Below are 19,351 nucleotides of genomic sequence, written 5' to 3'. Positions count from 1 at the left end.
CACCGACTGTTACATTTCTTTACATCTTCGAACAATCCTAACTGCGGCGGATCAAGGTCTGCGCAGTTGCCGGAACATAAGGTTGGCCCAGTCCGCATCCTCAGGAGGCCAGAATGTCACTCACGCAACCCACCCGCCGCGCTTTTATCAAGGGCGGTGCCGCCCTTTTCGGCAGTGCCAATCTGTTGGGCACAACAGCATTCGCCGCGCTCGACCCGAACTCGTTCGACAGCCGGGTCTTCCATGCAACGCATTATGGCCCGTTCGAGGGCGTTGTGCGCGATGGCAAGCTCGTGGGTCTGAATACCATAATGGATATCGATGCCCGGCCGACCGAAATGTTGACCACTGGCGTCATCGACCGGACCTATGACAAGTCTCGCATCAACTACCCGATGGTGCGCAAATCCTATCTCGAAGGTTGGGAGACCGGCGACATCAAACCTGAACTGCGTGGCAAAGAAGAATATGTCCGCGTCGATTGGGATACCGCCTGGAGCTTGACCGCCAAAGCCCTTCTCGACGCGGCGACCAACCATGGCAACGAGACGATTTTCTCTTCGTCCTACGGCGGTTGGTCCAACGCGGGCACCTTCCGTCCCAACGTGCTGCAGGGTCGGTTGATGAACCTGATCGGCGGTTGCACAGTGACGGCAGGTGACTGGTCGGCGGGGGCGTCCCAGGTGGCATTGCCGCATATCATCGGCGACATGGAAGTCTATTCCACGCAATCCGCGTGGGAGACCATCCGCGACAACACCGAGGTATTCGTGCTGGTGGGCTGTGACCCGATCAAGAACAACCGGGTCGAGTACCGCGTGGCCGACCACGGGATGTATGCGCATTGGGAAACCATTCGCGATGCCGGCGTCAAGTTCATCTCGATCAACCCGCAGAAAACGGCGTCCGATGACTATCTCAATGCCGAATGGGTCAAGATCGTGCCCAACACAGATGTGGCGCTGTTCTGTGCCATGGCGAACCATGTTCTGGTGATGGGCCTCGAAGACAAGGCCTACATGGATAAGTATACCGTTGGGTCCGAGAAGTGGGTCGCCTATCTGAAAGGAGAGACCGACGGCGTCGAGAAGACACCTGAATGGGCTGCGCAGATCACCGGCATCGCCGCTGAGAAGATCCGTGAGATGGCAGAGCTTTTCGCGAAGTCAAACACCGAAATCGCCGGCGCCTGGTCGCTTCAACGTGCCCAGCACGGCGAGATGACCCACTGGGCCATAATCAACTTCGCAGCGCTTACCGGCAAGATCGGCAAACCCGGCCAGGGTGTGGGCTTCAGCTGGCACTATGGCAACGGCGGTATGCCGGCCTCTGGCAAATCCAACCCCGCAGGACTGTCTCAGGGTCGGAACTTCGTCAAAACCGTCTGCCCGGCCAGCCGGATCACCGACATGCTGGAGAACCCCGGCAAAGAGGTTTTCTACAACGGGAACACCCACACCTATCCGGATGTGAAGGTCGTCTTCAACGCGGGCAACAACTTCATGTCTCACCAGCAGGACACCAACCGGCTGATCAAGGCGCTGGAGAAGGTGGAAACCGTTGTCAGTGTGGACGTGTGGTGGACTGCGGCGACCCGTTGGTGTGACATCGTTCTGCCTGCGGCGTCCACCCTGGAACAGGACGATATCAGCTCCGGCGGCACCTATTCCAATGACAAGGTCTACGCGATGAAGAAGGTCATCGAGCCTGTGGGCGAGAGCCTGCCGGACTACGAAATCTTCGAAGGGTTGGCTGACAAGCTTGGCCTCTGGATGCAATTCACTGATGGTGAAGACAAGATGTATCACATCAAGCTTGCCTACGAGAAATCCAGCGCCTCTGCGCATACCCCATTCGAGGAGTTCTGGGAAAAGGGATTCGCCCGTCAAGAAGTGCCCGAAGAGGCCCGCAAATGGACCCGTCACGGTGATTTCTACAGCGACCCCGAAGCAAACCCACTGCACACGACATCGGGCAAGATCGAGATGTTCTGCGAAGACTTCGCGAAACTCGAGATCGATGACATGCCCGGCATGCCGATTTGGATGGAGAAACACGAGTATCTTGGCAACGCCAAGGAAGGCCAGTTGCACGTTGTCTCGCCCCACCCGTGGTTCCGCCTGCACAGCCAGATGGACCAGTCGGAAAACTTGCGCAATCTCTACAAGGTGCAGGGTCGCGAACCGGTGCGGATCAACTCCGAAGATGCCGCGTCACGCGGAATCGAGGATGGCGACTTGGTCGAGCTCTACAACGATCGGGGCACAGTCATTGCCGGCGCCGTAGTCAGCGATGAGATCATGCCCGGAGTCGTCTCGATCTACGAGGGGGCATGGCCGCAGCTCGACAGCAAGGGTCGGTGCAACTCGGGGCTGGTCAACTTCCTTACCTCGACGCAGCGGTCTTCGGGCGTCGCCCAAGCGACCACGGCGAATACGACTCTGTGCTACATGCGCAAATGCGAGGATCCCGAGGGTCCGAACATGGCATATGAAAAACCTCCGATCATCGAGAATTACGAACTGGCTGCGATCGACGAGGATAAGCTGGGCCTCGATCGGATCTATGATCTGACCGAGAAACTCCTGGCAGATTTGGGGCCCGGTGAGAAGATCTACTTCGAACGTTGCACGGTCTGTCACGCGCCGCGCGAAGTGACCCACTTCACCCAGCAGCAATGGCGCGGCATCACGCCTTCGATGTTCCCGCGTGCCGGGCTGGAGGGGGACGAGGCGGCCTTGGTCATGGACTATCTGATGGAGAACGCCGCCGACGCGCCGAGATAAGCGCACTCAGATACGCTTCGAGTGGGCCGGTTGCCCGGCCCTCTCAATGATTGCCATTCTTTCGAAATTTCGAGGTCCTGGAAGATGTTCATTGCTCCCGTTCCCGGCGATTGTGGCTGCGACAGCCTTTCTGCAAGCATGGAGATGATGAGCGTCGCAGAAGCGCGCGATCTTGCCATCTCGTTGGTGAAACCGATCGAAGAAACCGAACGAGTGAGCCTGTCGGAGGCCCTTGGCCGAACCATTGGGCGCGCCGTGCACGCCCCGCGCGAGATGCCGTTTTTCGACAACGCGGCCATGGACGGGTTCGCACTGCGCTGCGCGGATCTGGCGGATCGCTGCTGCCTGCCGGTTGGCGCCACGGTTGCCGCAGGCGATGCGCCCATGCGTCTGCCCGAGGGTGCGGCGGTCCGCATCTTCACCGGTGCGCCGGTGCCCGCCGGTGCCGATGCAGTCGTGATGGTCGAGGCTTGCATCGACAAGCAGCACAAGGTCCATATCTCCCAAGTCCCCGCGCCGGGAACGAATATTCGCCGTGCCGGCAGCGATCAGTTCGTGGGTCAAAGCCTCATCGCGTCGGGAAAGTACGTCGATGCTCACCACATCGGCCTGCTGGCGGCCAACGGTATTTATGAGATCGAGGTCGTTCGCCGCCCCCGTGTCGCCGTGTTCTCAACCGGCGATGAGCTTTGTGCGGGCCCCTGTGCGCCTGGCCAGATCCCGGATGCCAACCGGCCTATGCTTCTGGCGTTGGCGCGACAGGCAGGGGCAGAGGTCAGCGACCTGGGTATCTTGCCCGATGATCCGCGGTCGACTGCTGACGCCTTGGGCGGGATCGGTGCGCGGTTTGACCTCGTCCTGTCCTCGGGCGCGGTGTCGATGGGCGGCAAGGATCACATCCGTGGCGCTCTGGAGGCGGCGGGTGGCACGGTGCAGGGCTCGCGTGTGGCCATCAAGCCCGGCAAACCGGTGATGTTCGGCCAATTGGGTGCGGCGGGCTTTACAGGCCTTCCGGGAAACCCGTTTGCGGTGCATGTCGGCTTTCATCTCTTCGTGCTGCCGCAGCTGCTACGCCTGCTGGGCGCGCGGCAGACCGCCTTTGCGCCTGTTCCGGCCGTTGCAGGGTTCGACTGGACCCGCAAGGCTGGGCGGGCGGAGGTGTTTCCGGTCCGGCTTGTCGGCCATGACACTGCAGGCTGTCCAATCCTTGGGCGGCTCGGCAAGAGCGTTTCGGCCACACTGCTACCGCTGGCTGAGGCAGATGGGCTGGCCATCGTGCCACCGAACACCTCTCGGATCACGGCGGGCACGGCGCTTGCCTGGCATCCTTTCTGCGACAAAGGAAATCCCCAATGAGTTTCTTTCCTCTTGCTGCCGTCCATTTCGATCACGGCGATATCGACACGTTTTTCAGCAATATCGCGGAGGCGTTTACGCAACGCGGCTTCGTGGTCTGCGGCGTGGTGCAAACCCGGGGTGAGGCTGGCGGCGAATGTCATTGCGCCGACATGGACCTCACCACGTTCGGTTCCAATCGGACATTCCGCATCTCGCAACCGCTGGGTAACGGATCGCGGGGTTGCCGCTTGCACCCCGGAGCCCTGGCAGAGTGTTCCGCATTTCTGGAGCAAGAGCTGGAAAAGGGACCCGACCTGCTGATCCTTAACCGGTTCGGTCGCGGTGAAAGCGAAGGACGCGGATTTCGGGATCTTATGATCAGGGCTCTCGCGCTCGACATACCGGTGCTGACCGCCGTTCGACCCGCTTATGTCGAGAGTTGGTCGGAATTCGGGGCCGGGGCGGCAGCTGATCTCGCGATGAGCTTGGAGGCTGCGCTGCACTGGTTCGACGCTATTCACCCAGACTGTGCTTCTGCGGCGTAACCAGCACAGGTTGCCTGCATGGTGAAATCCGCTCCTGTGCGACCTGTCCTTGCTACGGGGAAGGAGACATTTTCTGTCCGACCAAGATGAACCCTGTGCCTCGTGCAGCCGCTGCGCTTCGCCAGAAAAGCCGCTTGGAGTCGTCATGTCCGCCAGCCGAGATCGCGGAGACGACAGGTCTTGCGCCCGAGGTTCAGACAAGACAGCCAAATGCAGCACATCGGGCGCGTCGCGAAACCAAAAATCATGCTCGCCACTCGATCGAGTGGCCGCATGGGAGGGGATTGAACTATCAAAAAGTGGCAGCCCGTAGGGGAATCGAACCCCTCTTTCCAGGTTGAAAACCTGGCGTCCTAACCGATAGACGAACGGGCCATCAGGAACGTGGGGGGTTACTAGGCAAACCGTGCCGTGCGCGCAAGCGAAAAATGCAGGTTTATTGCCGATGCTATCGGCTTAGGCCTCGGCAGCAGCAGCGTCGTCCAGACGCAGCTGGGCCTTGTGCTGTCCGCCCCAGCTGTTGATCTCCAATCGCCCGGCGAGATGGAACGTGCCCCGTGCGGATTGGGAAAGGGCAGGGCCGATCGGGGTATCGAACGCGCCGAAGGCGATGCCGTCCATTCGGGTGCCACAGGGCCCCGCGAAACTGAAGCGGAGGTGGCTCTCACCCACGGGCTTGGCATATCTGATCGTGACGCTTGGCAAGGCAAAGCGGGGTGCCGGGGCAGAAGCGCCGAAGGGACCGGCATCCTCGATCCGGGTGATCAGCTCCGTAGTGATCGCGCGGGGGCTGAGTACGCCGTCGACATGCAGCCCTTTGGGACCCAACCGATCCGCGCCTTGCGCTGCGAGTAGTTCGGACAGCCGCGCCATGGCCGGTTCCAGAAGATCACGGCGCACCGTCAGGCCCGCGGCCATCTTGTGCCCACCACCCTTCAGGAGCAGCCCCTCATGTGCCAAACGCTGGATGGCGGCGCCGAGGTCAATGCCGGGTACTGACCGACCCGATCCCTTGCCCTCGTCACCCTCAAGGCCAATCACGATGGCTGGCCGATTGGCGGTCTCTTTCAGGCGAGAAGCGACGATGCCGACCACGCCTGGATGCCAGCCTTCGCCGGCGGCCCAGGCAAGCGGTGCATTCAGGCCCCGGGTTTCGGCCTGCTCCAGTGCGCTGGCCCTTACCTGGGCCTCGATATCGCGCCGCTCAGCGTTGAGCTTCTCTAGCCGCTCAGCGAGGGCAGCCGCCTCGTGCGGATCGCGGGTGGCCAGAAGCCGCGCTCCGAGATCCGCCGCCCCTATCCGTCCACCTGCGTTGATCCGAGGCCCCAACACGAAACCGAGGTGGTAGGAACTGGGTGCCCTGTCCAGTCCGGCGGAATCGGACAGTGCGGTCAGGCCCGGGCGTTCGCGTCGGCCCATCACCGTCAGCCCCTGCCGCACGAAGGCCCGATTAACACCCGACAACGGCGCGACATCGGCCACTGTCGCAAGCGCCACCAGATCAAGGAGCGCCATCAGGTCCTGTCCCGGCTGACCTGCCGCGCGCTGTTGCCGGTTCGCTTCGACCAGCAGCAGGAACACCACCGCCGCCGCGCAAAGGTGGCTGAGACTGCCATCCTCATCCTGCCGGTTGGGATTCACCACGGCATGGGCCGCTGGCAGGCATTCCTCCGCGAGGTGGTGGTCGAGAATAACCACATCCGTCCCTTGCGCCGCCGCCACCGGGTCATGGGACAGGGTCCCGCAGTCGACGCAGATGATCAGGTCGTGTGCGTCGGCAAGCGCCTCCATGGCAGGGATGTTGGGGCCATAGCCCTCGTCGATCCGGTCCGGGACATAAAGCGTTGCCGTCCGGCCCTGCGCGCGCAACCAGTCGATCAGCAGGGCGGCCGAGCTGCCTCCGTCCACGTCGTAATCGGCAAAGATCGCGATCCGTTCATTCCGCGCGATGGCTGCGTTCACGCGGGCGGCTGCGCGCTCCATGTCCCGCAGGGAGCGTGGATCGGGGAGCAGCGCGCGCAGGGTAGGGGCTAGGAAATCCTCGGCCTCCTCCGGGGCCACTCCGCGCCGGGCAAGCGTGCGGCAAACGGCATCCGGCAAGCCGGTGATCTGCACAAGCCGCTCCGCCGCGCGGTCCTGGTCCGGGCTCAACCCGATCCAGCGGCGTCCGGTGAGCGAGCTTTCGACGCCGAGAAACGCGGGACCATCGGTCACGTCAGGTCGCGGAGGTCGGGTTCCGGTAAATCATCCGCCGCACGGACCCGGTCTTGGAGCGCATCAGGATCGTCTCGGTGGTCAAGTAGCCCACCTCGCGCTTGATTCCCGACACGATCGAGCCGTCGGTCACACCTGTCGCAGCGAAAATGACATCTGCGGTGACCAGCTCGTCGCGTGTGTAGATCCGGTCGAGATCCTCGATCCCGGCCTTGCGGGCGCGCCCGATCTCGTCGTCGTTTCGGAAAAGCAAACGGCCGTACATCTGTCCGCCCATGCATTTGAGCGCCGCCGCGGCCAGCACGCCCTCGGGGGCCCCGCCGGAGCCCATATACATGTCGATCCCGGTAATCGCGGCTTCGGCACAGTGGATCACGCCCGCCACGTCCCCGTCGGTGATCAGCCGGATGGCGGCACCCGTGCTGCGGATCTCGGCGATCACGTCCTCATGGCGCGGGCGCTCCAGAACACAAACTGTGATATCTTCGGCTCCGCCGCCCTTAGCCTTGGCCAGGGCATGCACCCGCTCCGCCGGGCTCATGGCCAGGGTCACGGTATCCACCGGGTACCCTGGGCCGATCGCCAACTTGTCCATGTACACGTCCGGCGCGTGCAGCATCGAGCCGCGTGGCCCCATGGCGATCACCGTCAGGGCATTGGGCATATCCTTGGCGGTCAGCGTTGTGCCTTCCAGAGGGTCGAGCGCGATATCGACCGCGGGGCCGGTGCCGGTGCCCACTTCCTCGCCGATATAGAGCATGGGGGCTTCGTCCCGCTCGCCTTCGCCGATCACCACGACGCCGTTGATGTCGAGCAGATTAAGCTGGTCGCGCATGGCGTTAACGGCTGCCTGGTCTGCCGCCTTCTCGTCCCCGCGACCGATAAGGTTTGCAGAAGCGAGCGCGGCTTGTTCGGCCACCCGCGCGAGTCCCAGAGACAGCATGCGGTCGGAAAAATCGGCAGGGGCGTTCATCGGATATCCTTCATCAACAGAAACGTCGTCGGCTGGTGCATGGATACCGGGGCGGTCCCGACTTGGAAAGCGCCACCGGCGCGGGACCGGCAGGAAAGTGCGATCAGGTCACATTCAGGGCAGGCTCAAACTGCTTCGATGCGCAGAGCAACGGGCGTGCCGAGAACGACGCCTGTCTTCGGCAATGCCTCGAGCGCGGCATCCACGGCGTTCCGAGCTGCCTTGTGGGTCACGATCAGCACCGGCGCAGAGGAGGATTCGTGCCCGTACTGACGCATCCGGTCGATGGACACGCCCGAATCCCCGAGGACTGTCGCAACCTTGGCCAAGGCGCCCGGTTTGTCTTCCAACTCCATCCGCAGGTAGTAGGGCGCCGCCACCGCGGATTGTGCCCGGATCGGCGTTACCAAGCCCGAGGCCGGCTGGCCGAACGTGGAAATTCGGTCGCCACGCGCGATGTCCATGATGTCCGATAGAACCGCCGAGGCGGTCGGACCTTCGCCAGCGCCGGCCCCGCGGAGCACGACCTGTCCGACCTGGTCGCCCTCGATCACCACCATGTTCGTGCCGCCCTCCAACTGCCCCAGCGGGGAACTTGCCGGCACAAGGCAGGGACGCATGCGCTGCTCCAGCCCGCGACCACTGCGCTGGGCTACGCCGAGCAGCTTGATCCGAAATCCCATGTCGGCCGCATGCCGGATATCTTCAAGGGTAACCTGCTCGATCCCTTCCAACTCCACACCGTCGAAATCCACCTTTGTGCCGAAGGCGATGGAGGCCAGCAGCGCCAGCTTATGTGCCGCATCGATCCCGCCCACATCGAGCGTCGGATCGGCCTCGAGATAGCCCAGCTTCCCGGCCTCTTCGAACAAGATGTTGTAGCCGAGCCCCTCGGCCTCCATCCGGGTCAGGATGTAGTTGCAGGTGCCGTTCATCACACCCATCACGCGGGTGATCTCGTTCCCGGCCAGCCCCTCGGTCAGCGCCTTGATGACCGGAATTCCGCCGGCAACCGCCGCCTCGAAGCGGATCACGCGCCCGGCGTCCTCTGCGGCCATGGCGAGGGCCTGGCCGTGATGGGCCAGCATCGCCTTGTTGGCGGTCACCACGTCCTTACCCGCCGCCAGCGCCGCTTCGGTTGCGTTCCTGGCCGGGCCGTCCTCGCCGCCCATCAACTCGACAAACACGTCGACGTCATCGCGCCGCGCCAAAGCTACGGGGTCATTCTCCCAGCCATAGGTGGACATATCCACGCCTCGGTCCTTGTCGCGGCTGCGCGCTGACACGGCGGTGACCTCGATGGGACGTCCAGCGCGCGCGGCCAGAAGCTCCTGTTTGCGCGAGATGATCTTGACCACACCGGCACCCACCGTGCCGAGCCCGGCGATACCAAGGCGAAGAGGGGACGACATGGGCAGGCTCCGTCAGTAATGGCCAAACATGGTTTGCGCCCTCGTAATCAATCGCGAAGTCAGGTGCAACGAGAAGCGTTTACCGGTTCTGTCCGGCCCTCTCGCGCAGCGCGGCCCCCCGCGCCAGAAGTGCCTCGGTCGGATCGGTATCTGCGGTGCCTGTCGAAACCGCAATCGGTAGTTCCGACAATGGAGCAAGCTCCGGCGCCTCTGCAGCCAACGCGGCCTCGGAGATGGCAGTGTCGAGGAATCTTAGGTCCGAACAGCCAGCTAGCAGGATCAGTCCGATAAGTGAAAGAAAGGGCAGGCGCATGAGCCGTACGCTAGTGCCGTTGTCCGTGCCCCGAAAGCGGAAAAAATCCCTGTCAACTGAACATCTGTTCATATAGCCTCTTCGCCATGGCACGGAAAACAGGTTCGCATTCGGAAATCACCGGGCCCCGTGTACGGGCCGCCGCGCAGAGCCTGATTGCGCGCCATGGCTACGCGGCCGTGTCGATGCGCCAGATCGCGCGCGAGGTCGGCGTGCAGGCCGGGGCGCTTTATCTTTATACCTCCGACAAGCAATCGCTGCTCTTCGACCTGATGAGGGTCCATATGGAAGAGTTGCTCGATGCCGTAGCGGAGGTCGATCTCGACGGGAATCCCACAGAGGCACTGGACCGGTTCGCGCGCTTTCACATCACTTTCCACCTCGATCGCGCGGAGGCGGTGTTCATCTCCTACATGGAGCTGCGCAACCTGACACCGGAGAATTTCGCCCATATCGCGCAGCAACGCGGAAGCTATGAGGCCTTGCTGGAGGGAATTCTGAAACGGGGACATCGGAGCGGGCAGTTCGCCTTGCCCGATACCAAGCTCGCCACCATGGCGTTGATTGCGATGTTGACGGGGCTGACAACTTGGTTCCGGGATGGGGGTCGGCTTGACCGCAAGGAGGTGGAGCGGATCTATCTTGCTTTGGTGCACCAGACCGTGACTTCCGGGGAGATACCATCGGATATCGCCGCGGTGCGTGCGGTGTCTTGATGGACGGCGCAGGAGATACAGACGAGGATATCCGCAGGCCCGTGGTGCTGGTCTTGCAAACCAGCGCTGTGAAACGCGTCTTTTCGGTGGTGATCCTGTACCTCCTTGCGGTTCTGCTGGGTTTCGTTCTGCTGGTTCATCCGCCTGGGGACTTGGTCTGGACCCTGTTTCTCGGAGCGATGTTGGCGGGAACGGTCTGGCTGGCCATTCGGACCCAGGCGGCAACGCGCCACTGGCTCGAATTGCGCGATGATGGTCTTTACCGGAACGGCGAGGATCTTTTGTGCGGGTTCGACGAGATCGCGAGCGTCAATCGCGGGGTGTTTGCCTTCAAGCCCTCGAATGGCTTTCTGCTGCGTCTCAAGGTGCCCGGGCAGAGATGCTGGGCGCCAGGTCTCTATTGGCGGCTGGGCCCGTTCCTTGGAGTTGGCGGAGCGACGCACAAGGCGCAGGCGGACATGATGTCCGAGGCCATCGCCCTGATCCTGGAACAGCGCACAGCCTCCTAGCCTCTGTAATCCACACGGGCGGCGAACCGGGGCGACGTGACCATATAGTTGTTGAACTCGAGGCCGTTGCGCACCCCGACGCGAAACAGCGTGTGGTAGATCGACCAGCTTTCGACCAGCAGGATGTGCTCTCCATCCACAAGCAGCGGCAACTTGCTCTCCATCGCAACCAGATCTGCGGTCGTCAGCGCGGTGCGATCGCCGGTGGCATAAGACCAGTGCACCTCATACTGGTTTTCGTCGGCAACCCATTTCAACGATGTGTAGCGCAAGTCTGCGTCGCTGCCGAACTTTATCAGGTATTCGTAGAGTCCGCGCAGCCCATCCAGGTAGTTCCGGTCCACGACCAGCATCTGTCGCGAGAGAATGTCACCTACCGTGTAGGTCGCCTTGATCGAGGCGTTGTACTGCCGGAACCCGTCGAAGATCGCGAAGCTGGCCACGTACCACCAGCATAACCAGCACATGGCAAATAGAAATTCGGCGATCACCAGTCCCTTTTCGTCCCGGGCGAACCGGGATCGTAAGGTTTTGAGAAGAAACCATTTCATGCCGCTCTCCTAGGGTTCGGCCACAAAAGCGGAGGCCGTGGTCATCTGGTAGCCGCCGCTGGCATCCTTCGAGAGGGCCAGACCCAGACCAGTGAGCGGGAACCAAGGGTCCACCACGGTACAGAGCCGAACGAGAACCAGTCTGTTGGCCTGTGCCTGCGTGTAAGTGACGACTGGCAGCGTGTTGTTGATCCTGTCGGCACAGGCCGCGCGGGTGTTGGGCCAGCTCCAGACGGGCGGGTTGATCGTCGTCATCTCGACAACGATGGTGGACCGGCAATCGGAGATAAGCAGCGTTTCGTTGCAGATGCGGTCCTTCACATCCGACTCGCTCAGGGGCGTGTTCGCGTTGAGCCGCAACTCCCGGATCGTGATGTCCAACGCCCGTTCCATCATGGTGTATTTCGCAGTCAGCATCGCTGCCTCGAAGGTGGACATGAAAACCGCAATGATCAGCGGGAAGACGATCACGAACTCGACCGTTGCGGTGCCCCGCTCGTCACGACACAGAAATTTACGGAAGCCCCGGATCATAGCGACAACCGAAGTTGCTGGATCGTGTTCGCGATCGAGCTGAAGGCTTCGGAGATCTCGACCCCCTCCACGTCGAAATAATGCCCCGAGGAAGACGCGCAGTAGCGCATCAGATCCTGTCCGCGCTGCGGCGCCTCGAAGCCGATCGTGAAGATCACGACGTCTTGCGCTTTGAGTTGGTCGCAGATCTGTTCGGTGTATCCGTCCGCCGTGCTGTTGCCAGTATACCTGGTGACAGCGTTGCGGTATTTCTCGCGGATGGTCTTCTGGTTGTCGTTCTTGACCCTGAAGAAGAACTCCGAGATGAAGCGCACGCTGAACGTCCCGAAGAGCTCCGCATGGCTCAATTGCCGTGCCGAGGGCTCCCCGAGCTCCCACTCCCAGGACCCCTTGTCAGAGTCGTTGCCGTTGGTGTCGCTCTCCGGAGTGCGCCCGACGTTCCACCAGGGTTTCTTGTCATTGTTCGCACGGTTCTGGAAGTAGACGAAATAGCTGTCACTCGCCTCGTCCCACCAGACAGGCGACATTGTTCCCTTGAACTCGTTCTTCAGATCGTATTGCGAGGTGTTTTCCCCATCTGTCATCAGCACCACGACCTTGATTGTTTCGGGGTCGCTGTAAAGCACAGGCCGCCCGGCGAGATCCGCCTCCAGATGACCTCCGTCGATCATGTCATCGACGATGTTCTGGGTACCGGGATCCAACAGGGCCGCTGCCCATTTCATGCCGATATCCGTGGCCGTATTCCCGCTCGCTCCAAGCTCCGCCACCTTGTTGGTCAGGTCCGTAACGCTGGTCGACCAAGGCAGAATCGCGCCATAGGTGCCCACCTGGCACCACGGTCGACCGATGAGCCGGTCCCCGTTGAAGGTGTGGAGATTACTATTGTTGCGGTCGAAATGGGCCAGCCGGTCGAGCGTCTTGGTCCGGTCGATCGAAATCGACTGGAAATCCGTCGCCGTGAACCGCACACAGTTCGAAACCGTCTGTTGCGTGGAGACCGCGTACTCGTCCAGTAGCTCATCCGGCACATTGACCACTGCATGATAGGGGATGATCGAGACCGAGGTCAGTCCGGTGCCATCCGCTGCCACGTTGTCGTTGCCGGCCATCATGGTCCGGACGAACTGGTCAGCAGCTGTCCGCATGTTCGCCAGCTTGCCGTCCCACCCCATGGATCCTGAGATGTCGAGGACGAGGGAGACTTCGATGTTCTGGATGCGCTCTTCTGCCTTGCTGCGGGCGAAGGCATCCAGTGTTTCGATGCCGGACATGTTCATGAACCAGGTCGGAATGGTCGCACTGACCTGCGCCTCCACCTCCTTGAAGTTTAGCCCTTTGGAAACCTGCACGCCATCGAGATACTGGGACATACCCGCCTTGGCGAAATAGTCCTCGACAACCGCCTTGGCGTTGGTGGTCTGGTCAAGATCCGCTGCGGCCAGAACGGCCCGGTCCGAGGTGGCCTGCAACCGTGTGCGCACAGCCTCGTAGCGCATCAGATCGATGGTCAGGCCAGCGATCATCATCATCAGGATGAAGATATAAAGCGAAAACCCCGTCAGAACCCCTGCTTCGTCACGACAGAAAGCGATCACGAGTTTCAGGGCACTGGGCCGGGAAGGGACGGATTTTTGATCTGTTTCGGTTTTACGCATGGGACACCTATTGGCACGCGCCCATTCCGGACGCAGAAGCTCACCCCACAATGTCACCCCGAAATCGGGCAGAAGCTTGGCACAACTCGGCTCAAACAAAGGAGTCTGTGCCGGGTTTGAACGTTTCGCGCCGCCCGACAGGCGATCCCAACTTGCACCGTGGATCATGAATTTGCGGTTAAGCCGCGTCAGAAGCTTGCAGTTCGCAGGTTGTTTAGGGACTGTGATCCTGCGGAACCTGCGCCAGGCGGCCCAAGGTACCCGCGCGGCCGGACACCGGACCGCAGACAAACCGAGCGAGGGCAGGGTGCGCTATTCCGCGCTGGAACTTCTCAAACAAGGGCTCTCGGGCAACAAGGGTTGGCCCCTGCTGTGGCGCAGCCCCGCGCCGAAGCCCGCCTACGATGCGCTCATCATCGGCGGTGGCGGGCATGGGCTCGCCACGGCCTATTACCTTGCGCGCAATCATGGGATGACCAATGTTGCGGTGCTGGAAAAGGGGTATCTCGGCAGCGGCAATATCGGCCGTAACACCACTATCGTACGTGCCAACTACCTGCTGGCCGGTAATTCCGAGTTCTATTCCCATTCCTTGAAGCTATGGGAGGGGATGGAGACGGATCTGAACTTCAACGCGATGCACTCCCAGCGCGGGATCATCAATCTGTTCCACTCCGACGGGCAGCGCGATGCCTTTGCCCGCCGCGGCAACGCCATGATCAACCAGGGTGACGATGCGATCCTGCTGGACCGGGAGGGTGTGCGCCGCGAGGTGCCCTATCTGGATTTCGACCAGACCCGCTATCCGATCTATGGCGGGCTGTGGCACAAGCGCGGCGGGACCGCGCGCCACGACGCTGTCGCCTGGGGCTATGCCCGCGGAGCCGACCAGCGTGGTGTTGACCTGATCCAGAATTGCGAAGTCACCGGATTTCTGATCGAGAACGGCTCTGTACAGGGCGTGCAGACCACGCGCGGGGAGATCCGCGCCCCCAAGGTCGGCATGGTCGTGGCGGGTCGCTCGGGGCAGGTGGCCGAGATGGCGGGCTTCCGTCTGCCCATCGAGAGCCACATCCTGCAGGCCTTCGTGACCGAAGGGCTGAAACCATGCATCGACCAGGTGATTACCTATGGCATGGGTCACTTCTATATCAGCCAGTCCGACAAGGGCGGTCTGGTGTTTGGCGGGGACCTGGATTTCTACGCCTCCTATGCGCAGCGCGGCAACCTGCCGATGGCCGAGCACGTTGTTGAGGCGGGAATGACTCTGATGCCGATGATCGGCAAGGCGAAGATGCTGCGCTCCTGGGGCGGGATCATGGACATGACGCCCGACGGCTCGCCAATCATCGACCACAGCCCCGTACAAGGGCTCTATGTCAACGGGGGCTGGTGCTATGGCGGGTTCAAGGCAGTGCCCGCCTCAGGCTGGTGCATGGCGCATCTCATGGCCACGGATACGGTACACGAGATCGCTCGACGCTATCGGCTCGACCGGTTCCGCACGGGGCACCTGATCGACGAGGAAGCCACGGGCAGTCAGCACAATCTACACTGAGCCAAGGATCGGCACTGGCCCGGCCCCGCCATATCCGTGCGCGTAAAATCGATGTCGAATTGTCCGTCGACGGACTTCAGTAACCCGCAGATCCTCAACGCGCCATCTGTGGCGCATCCCGGCACATTGTTGTCGATCGACCGAGAGCCGTACCATTGAAGTCGCTGGCATTGCGAAAGCCCGGGAGCGCGGTCAAAGCCCTGGCGGCAAGCTCTCCAAGCCGTGGTTCCGCTGAAAATCTACGACAGCCATGGTCCCGCACGCAGGCCAGCGCAGCTTCAACGGGCTGACCGTCGCGCGGTCCGTGTCCGCCTCGCATTTTTCTCCACAACGTGGCAAACCTTTCCATTCCGTGTCGCGACGATGTTGTAACGCGGCTTCGGCCGCGCTTTAGTACCCGGGAGGTGCAACCGAAAAGGCAAGCGACGTGCGCATTCCCTGTCCCCTTTGTGGCAATCGCGACCTTCGGGAATTCACCTATCTGGGGCACGAGACCTACCTCGACCGCCCTGCACCCGGCGATGCGGAGGCGCTCGATAGCTACCTACATCTCCGGGACAATCCGGCAGGCGAAACCGGAGAGCTTTGGTATCACGGGCTAGGCTGTGGTGCGTGGCTCCATGTGCAGCGCAACACCGTCACCCACGAGATCGGAGCGGTCACCCTCGCTTCGGAAAAGGTTGCGCCATGAGGCTCGATGGTGCGGGCCTGATCGACCGGGACACGCCGCTGCGCTTTCAGTTCGACGACCGTTGGATGGGCGGGTTTGCGGGGGACACGCTGGCCTCGGCTTTGATGGCGAACGGGGTAAAGCTGGTCGCTCGGTCCTTCAAGTACCACCGCCCCCGGGGCATCTGGTCGGCGGGTTCCGAAGAGCCCAACGCTTTGGTGCAGGTGGGCAAATTCGCGCGCCAGGTGCCGAATGTGCGTGCGACGCAGGCCGAACTTTTTGAGGGTCTCTACGCCACCAGCCAGAACCGGTGGCCGTCGCTGACCCTCGACCTGCTGTCGTTGAATGATCTGGCGGCGCCCTTCCTCGGGGCGGGGTTCTATTACAAGACCTTCATGTGGCCGCGCAGCTTCTGGGAAAAGCTCTATGAGCCCGCAATTCGGCGGGCGGCAGGGTTGGGTGCCCTGTCGGGTCAGACCAACACCGAGCCCTACGAGAAGGCCTATGCCCATTGCGACCTGCTGGTGATCGGCGCCGGGCCTGCGGGGCTGATGGCGGCCCTGACCGCGGCCCGGGCGGGTGCGGATGTGATCTTGGCAGAGGAGGGTGACCGTTGTGGCGGGCGGCTCCTTTCCGAGCAGGAGGAAGTCGACGGGGCCTCAGGGCAGGATTGGGTGAGCCGGATAGTGGCGGAGTTGGTGACGAGTGGGCGGGTCCGGGTCATGACCCGCACCACGGTGACCGGGGCCTATGACGGCGGCATTTACGGAGCGCTGGAGCGGGTGGGCCTGCACCTGGCCGACCCGGCGCCCGCCCTGCCGCGGGAGTGTTTCTGGCGCATCTCGGCGCGGCGCGCGATCCTGTGCGCCGGCGCGTCCGAACGGCCCATCGCCTTTCCGATGAACGACCGTCCCGGCATCCTGTCAGCCGCAGCCCTGCGAACCTACGCCAACCGTTATCGCACTGTGCCGGGGCCGCGCGTGGCGCTCTTTTGCAACAATGACGATGCGTACCGCACGGCTCGGGACCTTGTCGCCAGCGGGGTCGAGGTGGCTGCCGTGGTGGATACCCGCGCCGAGACGCCCGAGGGCGACTACCCGGTTTTCCGGGAGGCACGCGTGGTTGACACCAGGGGCCGCCATGGCCTGCGCCGGATCACCGTCGATGGCCCGGACGGACGGCGGCAGATCGAGGTGGACGCCCTTGGCGTCTCTGGCGGCTGGAACCCGAATCTGCATCTGACCTGCCACATGTACGGGCGCCCCACCTGGAACCCTGCGCTGCATGCTTTCGTGCCTACGCCTGGGGCGGTGCCAGGTCTCGATGTGGCCGGGGCGGCCGCGGGGGTGTTTTCCACCCATGGAGCCTTGAAATCGGGAGTGTTCCGGGCGCGCAAGGCGTTGGAGTCGCTGGAGCTGGCACCGTCCTCCATGCCCATCCCGCAGGCAGATGACGCGCCTTACGTCCTCTCGCCGATCTATGCGGTCGACGGTGCCAAGGGCGCACGGGGCCGAGCCTGGCTCGACTTCCAGAACGATGTGACCGTCAAGGATGTCCGACAGGCCGCGTCCGAGAACATGACCAGCGTCGAGCACATGAAGCGTTACACCACCCAAGGCATGGCCACGGATCAGGGCAGGGTGTCGAATGTGCTGGCGCTTTCGGTGCTCGCCGATGCCACGGGGCGGGGCATCCCAGAGACCGGGACAACCACCTTCCGCCCGCCCTATACGCCCGTTTCCCTCGCCGCGCTGGGCGCAGGGGCGCAGGGCAAGGGGTTCGCGCCGGAGCGGCTGACCACGTCTCATGCAGGCAGCCTCGCGCGCGGTGCACCCATGGTCGAAGCCGGTCTGTGGTATCGCCCGAGCTACTTCCCCAGAGACGGCGAGACGACCTGGCGCGAAGCTTGCGACCGGGAGGTCGGCCATGTTCGCAGTGCGGTCGGGGTGTGCGATGTCTCCACCCTCGGCAAGATCGAGTTGCAGGGCCCCGATGCGGGGGCGTTTCTCGACCTGGTCTATGCCAACACCTTCTCGACCCTGAAACCGGGGCGCGTGCGCTACGGGGTGATGCTGCGCGAGGACGGGCATGTGATGGATGACGGCACGACAGCCTGTCTCGGGCCGGGGCACTATGTGATGACAACAACAACCGTCGCAGCGCACAAGGTCATGCAGCATCTTGAATTCGTGCAGCAATGCCTGGTGCCGACGATGCGGGTGCGCTTTACCTCCGTCACCGAGAATTGGGCGCAATTCGCCGTGGCGGGGCCGCAAGCCCGCGCGTTGCTCAACGATCTGCTGGACGCGCCGGTGAGGAATGCCAACTTTCCGTTCATGGCCTGTGGGGCGGTGCGGTTGGGGGGTGTGGGTGGTCGTTTGTTCCGCATCTCGTTCTCGGGAGAACACGCCTATGAAGTCGCTATCCCGGCCCGCTACGGTGCTGCGCTGTTCGAGCAACTGGTTGCCCGGGCCGAGGCCATGGGCGGCGGAGCCTACGGGATGGAGGCGCTCAACGTGCTGCGGATCGAAAAGGGGTTCGTGACCCATGCGGAGATCCACGGCCGCGTCACCGCGGACGATGTCGGGCTGGGGCGGATGGTGTCAGCCAAGAAGGACTGCATCGGCAAGACCGCCAGTCAGCGCCCGGGCCTGACCGACCCAGACCGGGAGCAACTTGTGGGCCTGCGGCCCTGCGACGGGCGGACCGCTTTGTTGGCCGGGGCGCACCTGTTCGAGCCCGGGGCAGAGGCGGTGCGGGTCACCGACCAGGGCTACGTGACTAGCGTGTGTTTCTCACCGACGCTACAGACGCCTATTGGGCTCGGCTTCCTGCGCCGAGGTCGGGCACGGCATGGGCAGCGGGTGATGATGATCGATCACTTGCGGGGGGTGACCACTGAGTGTGAGGTGACGGATCCCGTGTTCTTTGATCCCGACGGAGGGCGCGCCCGTGGCTGACCCCGCTTCACTCGCACCCGCATGTCCTTTGCCCGCGGTAAAGATCGGAACGGTCGCGCTGACCGAGGTCGCGGTTGGAACCGTCATGTCGGTACAGCCCTATCCCGGCGCGGGGCAAGCGGTCTCTACCAAACTGGCCCAGTTGACCGGGATACCCTTCCCGGAGCCGGGGAGATCGGCCGACTTTGAAGACTTGCGTGTCCTCTGGGCAGGGCGGGACACAGCGTTCCTGGTGGGCGAGGTGCCACCGCTTGACCTGTTGTGCGGCGAGGCCGCGCTCACGGATCAGTCGGACGCTTGGGTGGTTTTGCGGCTGAGCGGGTCGCAGGCCCGCGAGGTGCTTGCACGGCTGACGCCGCTTGATCTGCGGGACACAGCCTTTACGGAGGGCCAGACGGCGCGCACAGAACTCGCTCATATGGCGGTCTTGCTGGTTGCGCTGCCCGCTGCAGTGGAGATCTGGCTTATGCGGTCCATGCGGTTGACGGCCCTCGACAAATTATCTCAAGCGATGAAGTCCGTGGCCGCGCGTGCCGCGCGTGACCGCGACACCGGAGATGCTGCGCCGTGAAATCATCGCGCGGTGGCTCTGGACTTGCCCCCCCTAGCGCCCG

The 19,351-nt window shown here is 62.8% G+C and carries 15 protein-coding genes and 1 tRNA gene; 9 read left to right on the top strand and 7 right to left on the bottom strand.

The annotated features are described in order from the left end of the window. Positions 1 to 113: 113 nt before the first annotated feature. The 3 genes from DSHI_RS11580 to DSHI_RS11570 all read left to right on the top strand — a co-directional run bounded on the left by DSHI_RS11580 (position 114) and on the right by DSHI_RS11570 (position 4,669). On the top strand, positions 114 to 2,786 hold the full coding sequence (locus tag DSHI_RS11580; protein ID WP_012178945.1) for a molybdopterin-dependent oxidoreductase: 2,673 nt from the start codon (positions 114 to 116) through the stop codon (positions 2,784 to 2,786). A 147-nt stretch (positions 2,787 to 2,933) separates the two neighbouring features. Then, positions 2,934 to 4,142, top strand: a complete 1,209-nt coding sequence (locus DSHI_RS11575) for a molybdopterin molybdotransferase MoeA (protein ID WP_245533002.1) — start codon at positions 2,934 to 2,936, stop codon at positions 4,140 to 4,142. Beyond that, positions 4,139 to 4,669, top strand: a complete 531-nt coding sequence (locus DSHI_RS11570; protein ID WP_012178943.1) for a DUF2478 domain-containing protein — start codon at positions 4,139 to 4,141, stop codon at positions 4,667 to 4,669. Before DSHI_RS11575 ends, DSHI_RS11570 begins: the two co-directional genes overlap by 4 nt. A 300-nt stretch (positions 4,670 to 4,969) precedes the next feature. Here DSHI_RS11570 and DSHI_RS11565 read toward each other — a convergent pair. The 4 genes from DSHI_RS11565 to DSHI_RS11550 all read right to left on the bottom strand — a co-directional run bounded on the left by DSHI_RS11565 (position 4,970) and on the right by DSHI_RS11550 (position 9,268). Then, positions 4,970 to 5,044 (bottom strand) — tRNA-Glu (locus DSHI_RS11565). 81 nt (positions 5,045 to 5,125) lie between these two features. Next, positions 5,126 to 6,883: a single-stranded-DNA-specific exonuclease RecJ gene (recJ, locus tag DSHI_RS11560; RefSeq protein ID WP_012178942.1), complete on the bottom strand. Its 1,758-nt coding sequence runs from the start codon at positions 6,881 to 6,883 to the stop codon at positions 5,126 to 5,128. 1 nt (position 6,884) lies between these two features. Continuing rightward, positions 6,885 to 7,856, bottom strand: coding sequence for a class II fructose-bisphosphatase (glpX, locus tag DSHI_RS11555; RefSeq protein ID WP_012178941.1), 972 nt, complete (start codon positions 7,854 to 7,856; stop codon positions 6,885 to 6,887). Between the two features lie 125 nt (positions 7,857 to 7,981). After that, positions 7,982 to 9,268: a homoserine dehydrogenase gene (locus tag DSHI_RS11550; protein WP_012178940.1), complete on the bottom strand. Its 1,287-nt coding sequence runs from the start codon at positions 9,266 to 9,268 to the stop codon at positions 7,982 to 7,984. A 399-nt stretch (positions 9,269 to 9,667) separates the two neighbouring features. Here DSHI_RS11550 and DSHI_RS11540 point away from each other — a divergent pair, with 399 nt between their 5' ends. After that, complete coding sequence (locus DSHI_RS11540) at positions 9,668 to 10,297, top strand: TetR/AcrR family transcriptional regulator (RefSeq protein WP_012178938.1); 630 nt, start codon at positions 9,668 to 9,670, stop codon at positions 10,295 to 10,297. Further along, complete coding sequence (locus DSHI_RS11535) at positions 10,297 to 10,806, top strand: hypothetical protein (RefSeq protein ID WP_012178937.1); 510 nt, start codon at positions 10,297 to 10,299, stop codon at positions 10,804 to 10,806. Before DSHI_RS11540 ends, DSHI_RS11535 begins: the two co-directional genes overlap by 1 nt. Here the strand turns inward: DSHI_RS11535 and DSHI_RS11530 are convergent. Genes DSHI_RS11530 through DSHI_RS11520 form a run of 3 tightly spaced genes read right to left on the bottom strand, consistent with a single transcriptional unit; the run spans position 10,803 to position 13,549 of the window. Then, positions 10,803 to 11,357 carry a hypothetical protein gene (locus DSHI_RS11530; RefSeq protein WP_012178936.1) on the bottom strand — a complete coding sequence of 185 codons (555 nt, stop codon included), beginning with the start codon at positions 11,355 to 11,357 and terminating at the stop codon, positions 10,803 to 10,805. The genes DSHI_RS11535 and DSHI_RS11530 overlap by 4 nt on opposite strands. A 9-nt stretch (positions 11,358 to 11,366) precedes the next feature. Continuing rightward, on the bottom strand, positions 11,367 to 11,891 hold the full coding sequence (locus DSHI_RS11525; RefSeq protein ID WP_012178935.1) for a TadE/TadG family type IV pilus assembly protein: 525 nt from the start codon (positions 11,889 to 11,891) through the stop codon (positions 11,367 to 11,369). After that, positions 11,888 to 13,549, bottom strand: a complete 1,662-nt coding sequence (locus DSHI_RS11520) for a TadE/TadG family type IV pilus assembly protein (RefSeq protein ID WP_012178934.1) — start codon at positions 13,547 to 13,549, stop codon at positions 11,888 to 11,890. The genes DSHI_RS11525 and DSHI_RS11520 overlap by 4 nt, the downstream gene beginning before the upstream one ends. A 307-nt stretch (positions 13,550 to 13,856) precedes the next feature. On the opposite strand from DSHI_RS11520, the gene DSHI_RS11515 reads away from it, so the two are divergent. From DSHI_RS11515 to DSHI_RS11500, 4 genes are all read left to right on the top strand, one after another. Beyond that, on the top strand, positions 13,857 to 15,107 hold the full coding sequence (locus DSHI_RS11515) for a sarcosine oxidase subunit beta family protein (RefSeq protein ID WP_012178933.1): 1,251 nt from the start codon (positions 13,857 to 13,859) through the stop codon (positions 15,105 to 15,107). A 427-nt stretch (positions 15,108 to 15,534) separates the two neighbouring features. Then, on the top strand, positions 15,535 to 15,798 hold the full coding sequence (locus DSHI_RS11510) for a sarcosine oxidase subunit delta (RefSeq protein ID WP_012178932.1): 264 nt from the start codon (positions 15,535 to 15,537) through the stop codon (positions 15,796 to 15,798). Further along, positions 15,795 to 18,737, top strand: a complete 2,943-nt coding sequence (locus tag DSHI_RS11505) for a sarcosine oxidase subunit alpha family protein (RefSeq protein WP_012178931.1) — start codon at positions 15,795 to 15,797, stop codon at positions 18,735 to 18,737. The genes DSHI_RS11510 and DSHI_RS11505 overlap by 4 nt, the downstream gene beginning before the upstream one ends. After that, positions 18,730 to 19,308, top strand: a complete 579-nt coding sequence (locus DSHI_RS11500) for a sarcosine oxidase subunit gamma (protein WP_012178930.1) — start codon at positions 18,730 to 18,732, stop codon at positions 19,306 to 19,308. Before DSHI_RS11505 ends, DSHI_RS11500 begins: the two co-directional genes overlap by 8 nt. The last annotated feature ends 43 nt before the right edge of the window (positions 19,309 to 19,351 follow it).

Origin of the sequence: Dinoroseobacter shibae DFL 12 = DSM 16493 (assembly GCF_000018145.1) — a bacterium.
GTDB classification, from domain to species: Bacteria; Pseudomonadota; Alphaproteobacteria; order Rhodobacterales; family Rhodobacteraceae; genus Dinoroseobacter; species Dinoroseobacter shibae.
The sequence above is the reverse complement of the archived record's forward strand: the minus strand, read 5'-3'. Positions and strand labels throughout refer to the sequence as shown.

Excerpts from the sequence above, each read along its gene's own strand:
- DSHI_RS11580 (WP_012178945.1), top strand. The coding sequence starts at position 114 with ATGTCACTCACGCAACCCACCCGCCGCGCTTTTATCAAGGGCGGTGCC.
- DSHI_RS11575 (WP_245533002.1), top strand. The coding sequence starts at position 2,934 with ATGAGCGTCGCAGAAGCGCGCGATCTTGCCATCTCGTTGGTGAAACCG.
- DSHI_RS11570 (WP_012178943.1), top strand. The coding sequence starts at position 4,139 with ATGAGTTTCTTTCCTCTTGCTGCCGTCCATTTCGATCACGGCGATATC.
- glpX (WP_012178941.1), bottom strand. The coding sequence starts at position 7,856 with ATGAACGCCCCTGCCGATTTTTCCGACCGCATGCTGTCTCTGGGACTC.
- DSHI_RS11550 (WP_012178940.1), bottom strand. The coding sequence starts at position 9,268 with ATGTCGTCCCCTCTTCGCCTTGGTATCGCCGGGCTCGGCACGGTGGGT.
- DSHI_RS11540 (WP_012178938.1), top strand. The coding sequence starts at position 9,668 with ATGGCACGGAAAACAGGTTCGCATTCGGAAATCACCGGGCCCCGTGTA.
- DSHI_RS11535 (WP_012178937.1), top strand. The coding sequence starts at position 10,297 with ATGGACGGCGCAGGAGATACAGACGAGGATATCCGCAGGCCCGTGGTG.
- DSHI_RS11530 (WP_012178936.1), bottom strand. The coding sequence starts at position 11,357 with ATGAAATGGTTTCTTCTCAAAACCTTACGATCCCGGTTCGCCCGGGAC.
- DSHI_RS11525 (WP_012178935.1), bottom strand. The coding sequence starts at position 11,891 with ATGATCCGGGGCTTCCGTAAATTTCTGTGTCGTGACGAGCGGGGCACC.
- DSHI_RS11520 (WP_012178934.1), bottom strand. The coding sequence starts at position 13,549 with ATGCGTAAAACCGAAACAGATCAAAAATCCGTCCCTTCCCGGCCCAGT.
- DSHI_RS11505 (WP_012178931.1), top strand. The coding sequence starts at position 15,795 with ATGAGGCTCGATGGTGCGGGCCTGATCGACCGGGACACGCCGCTGCGC.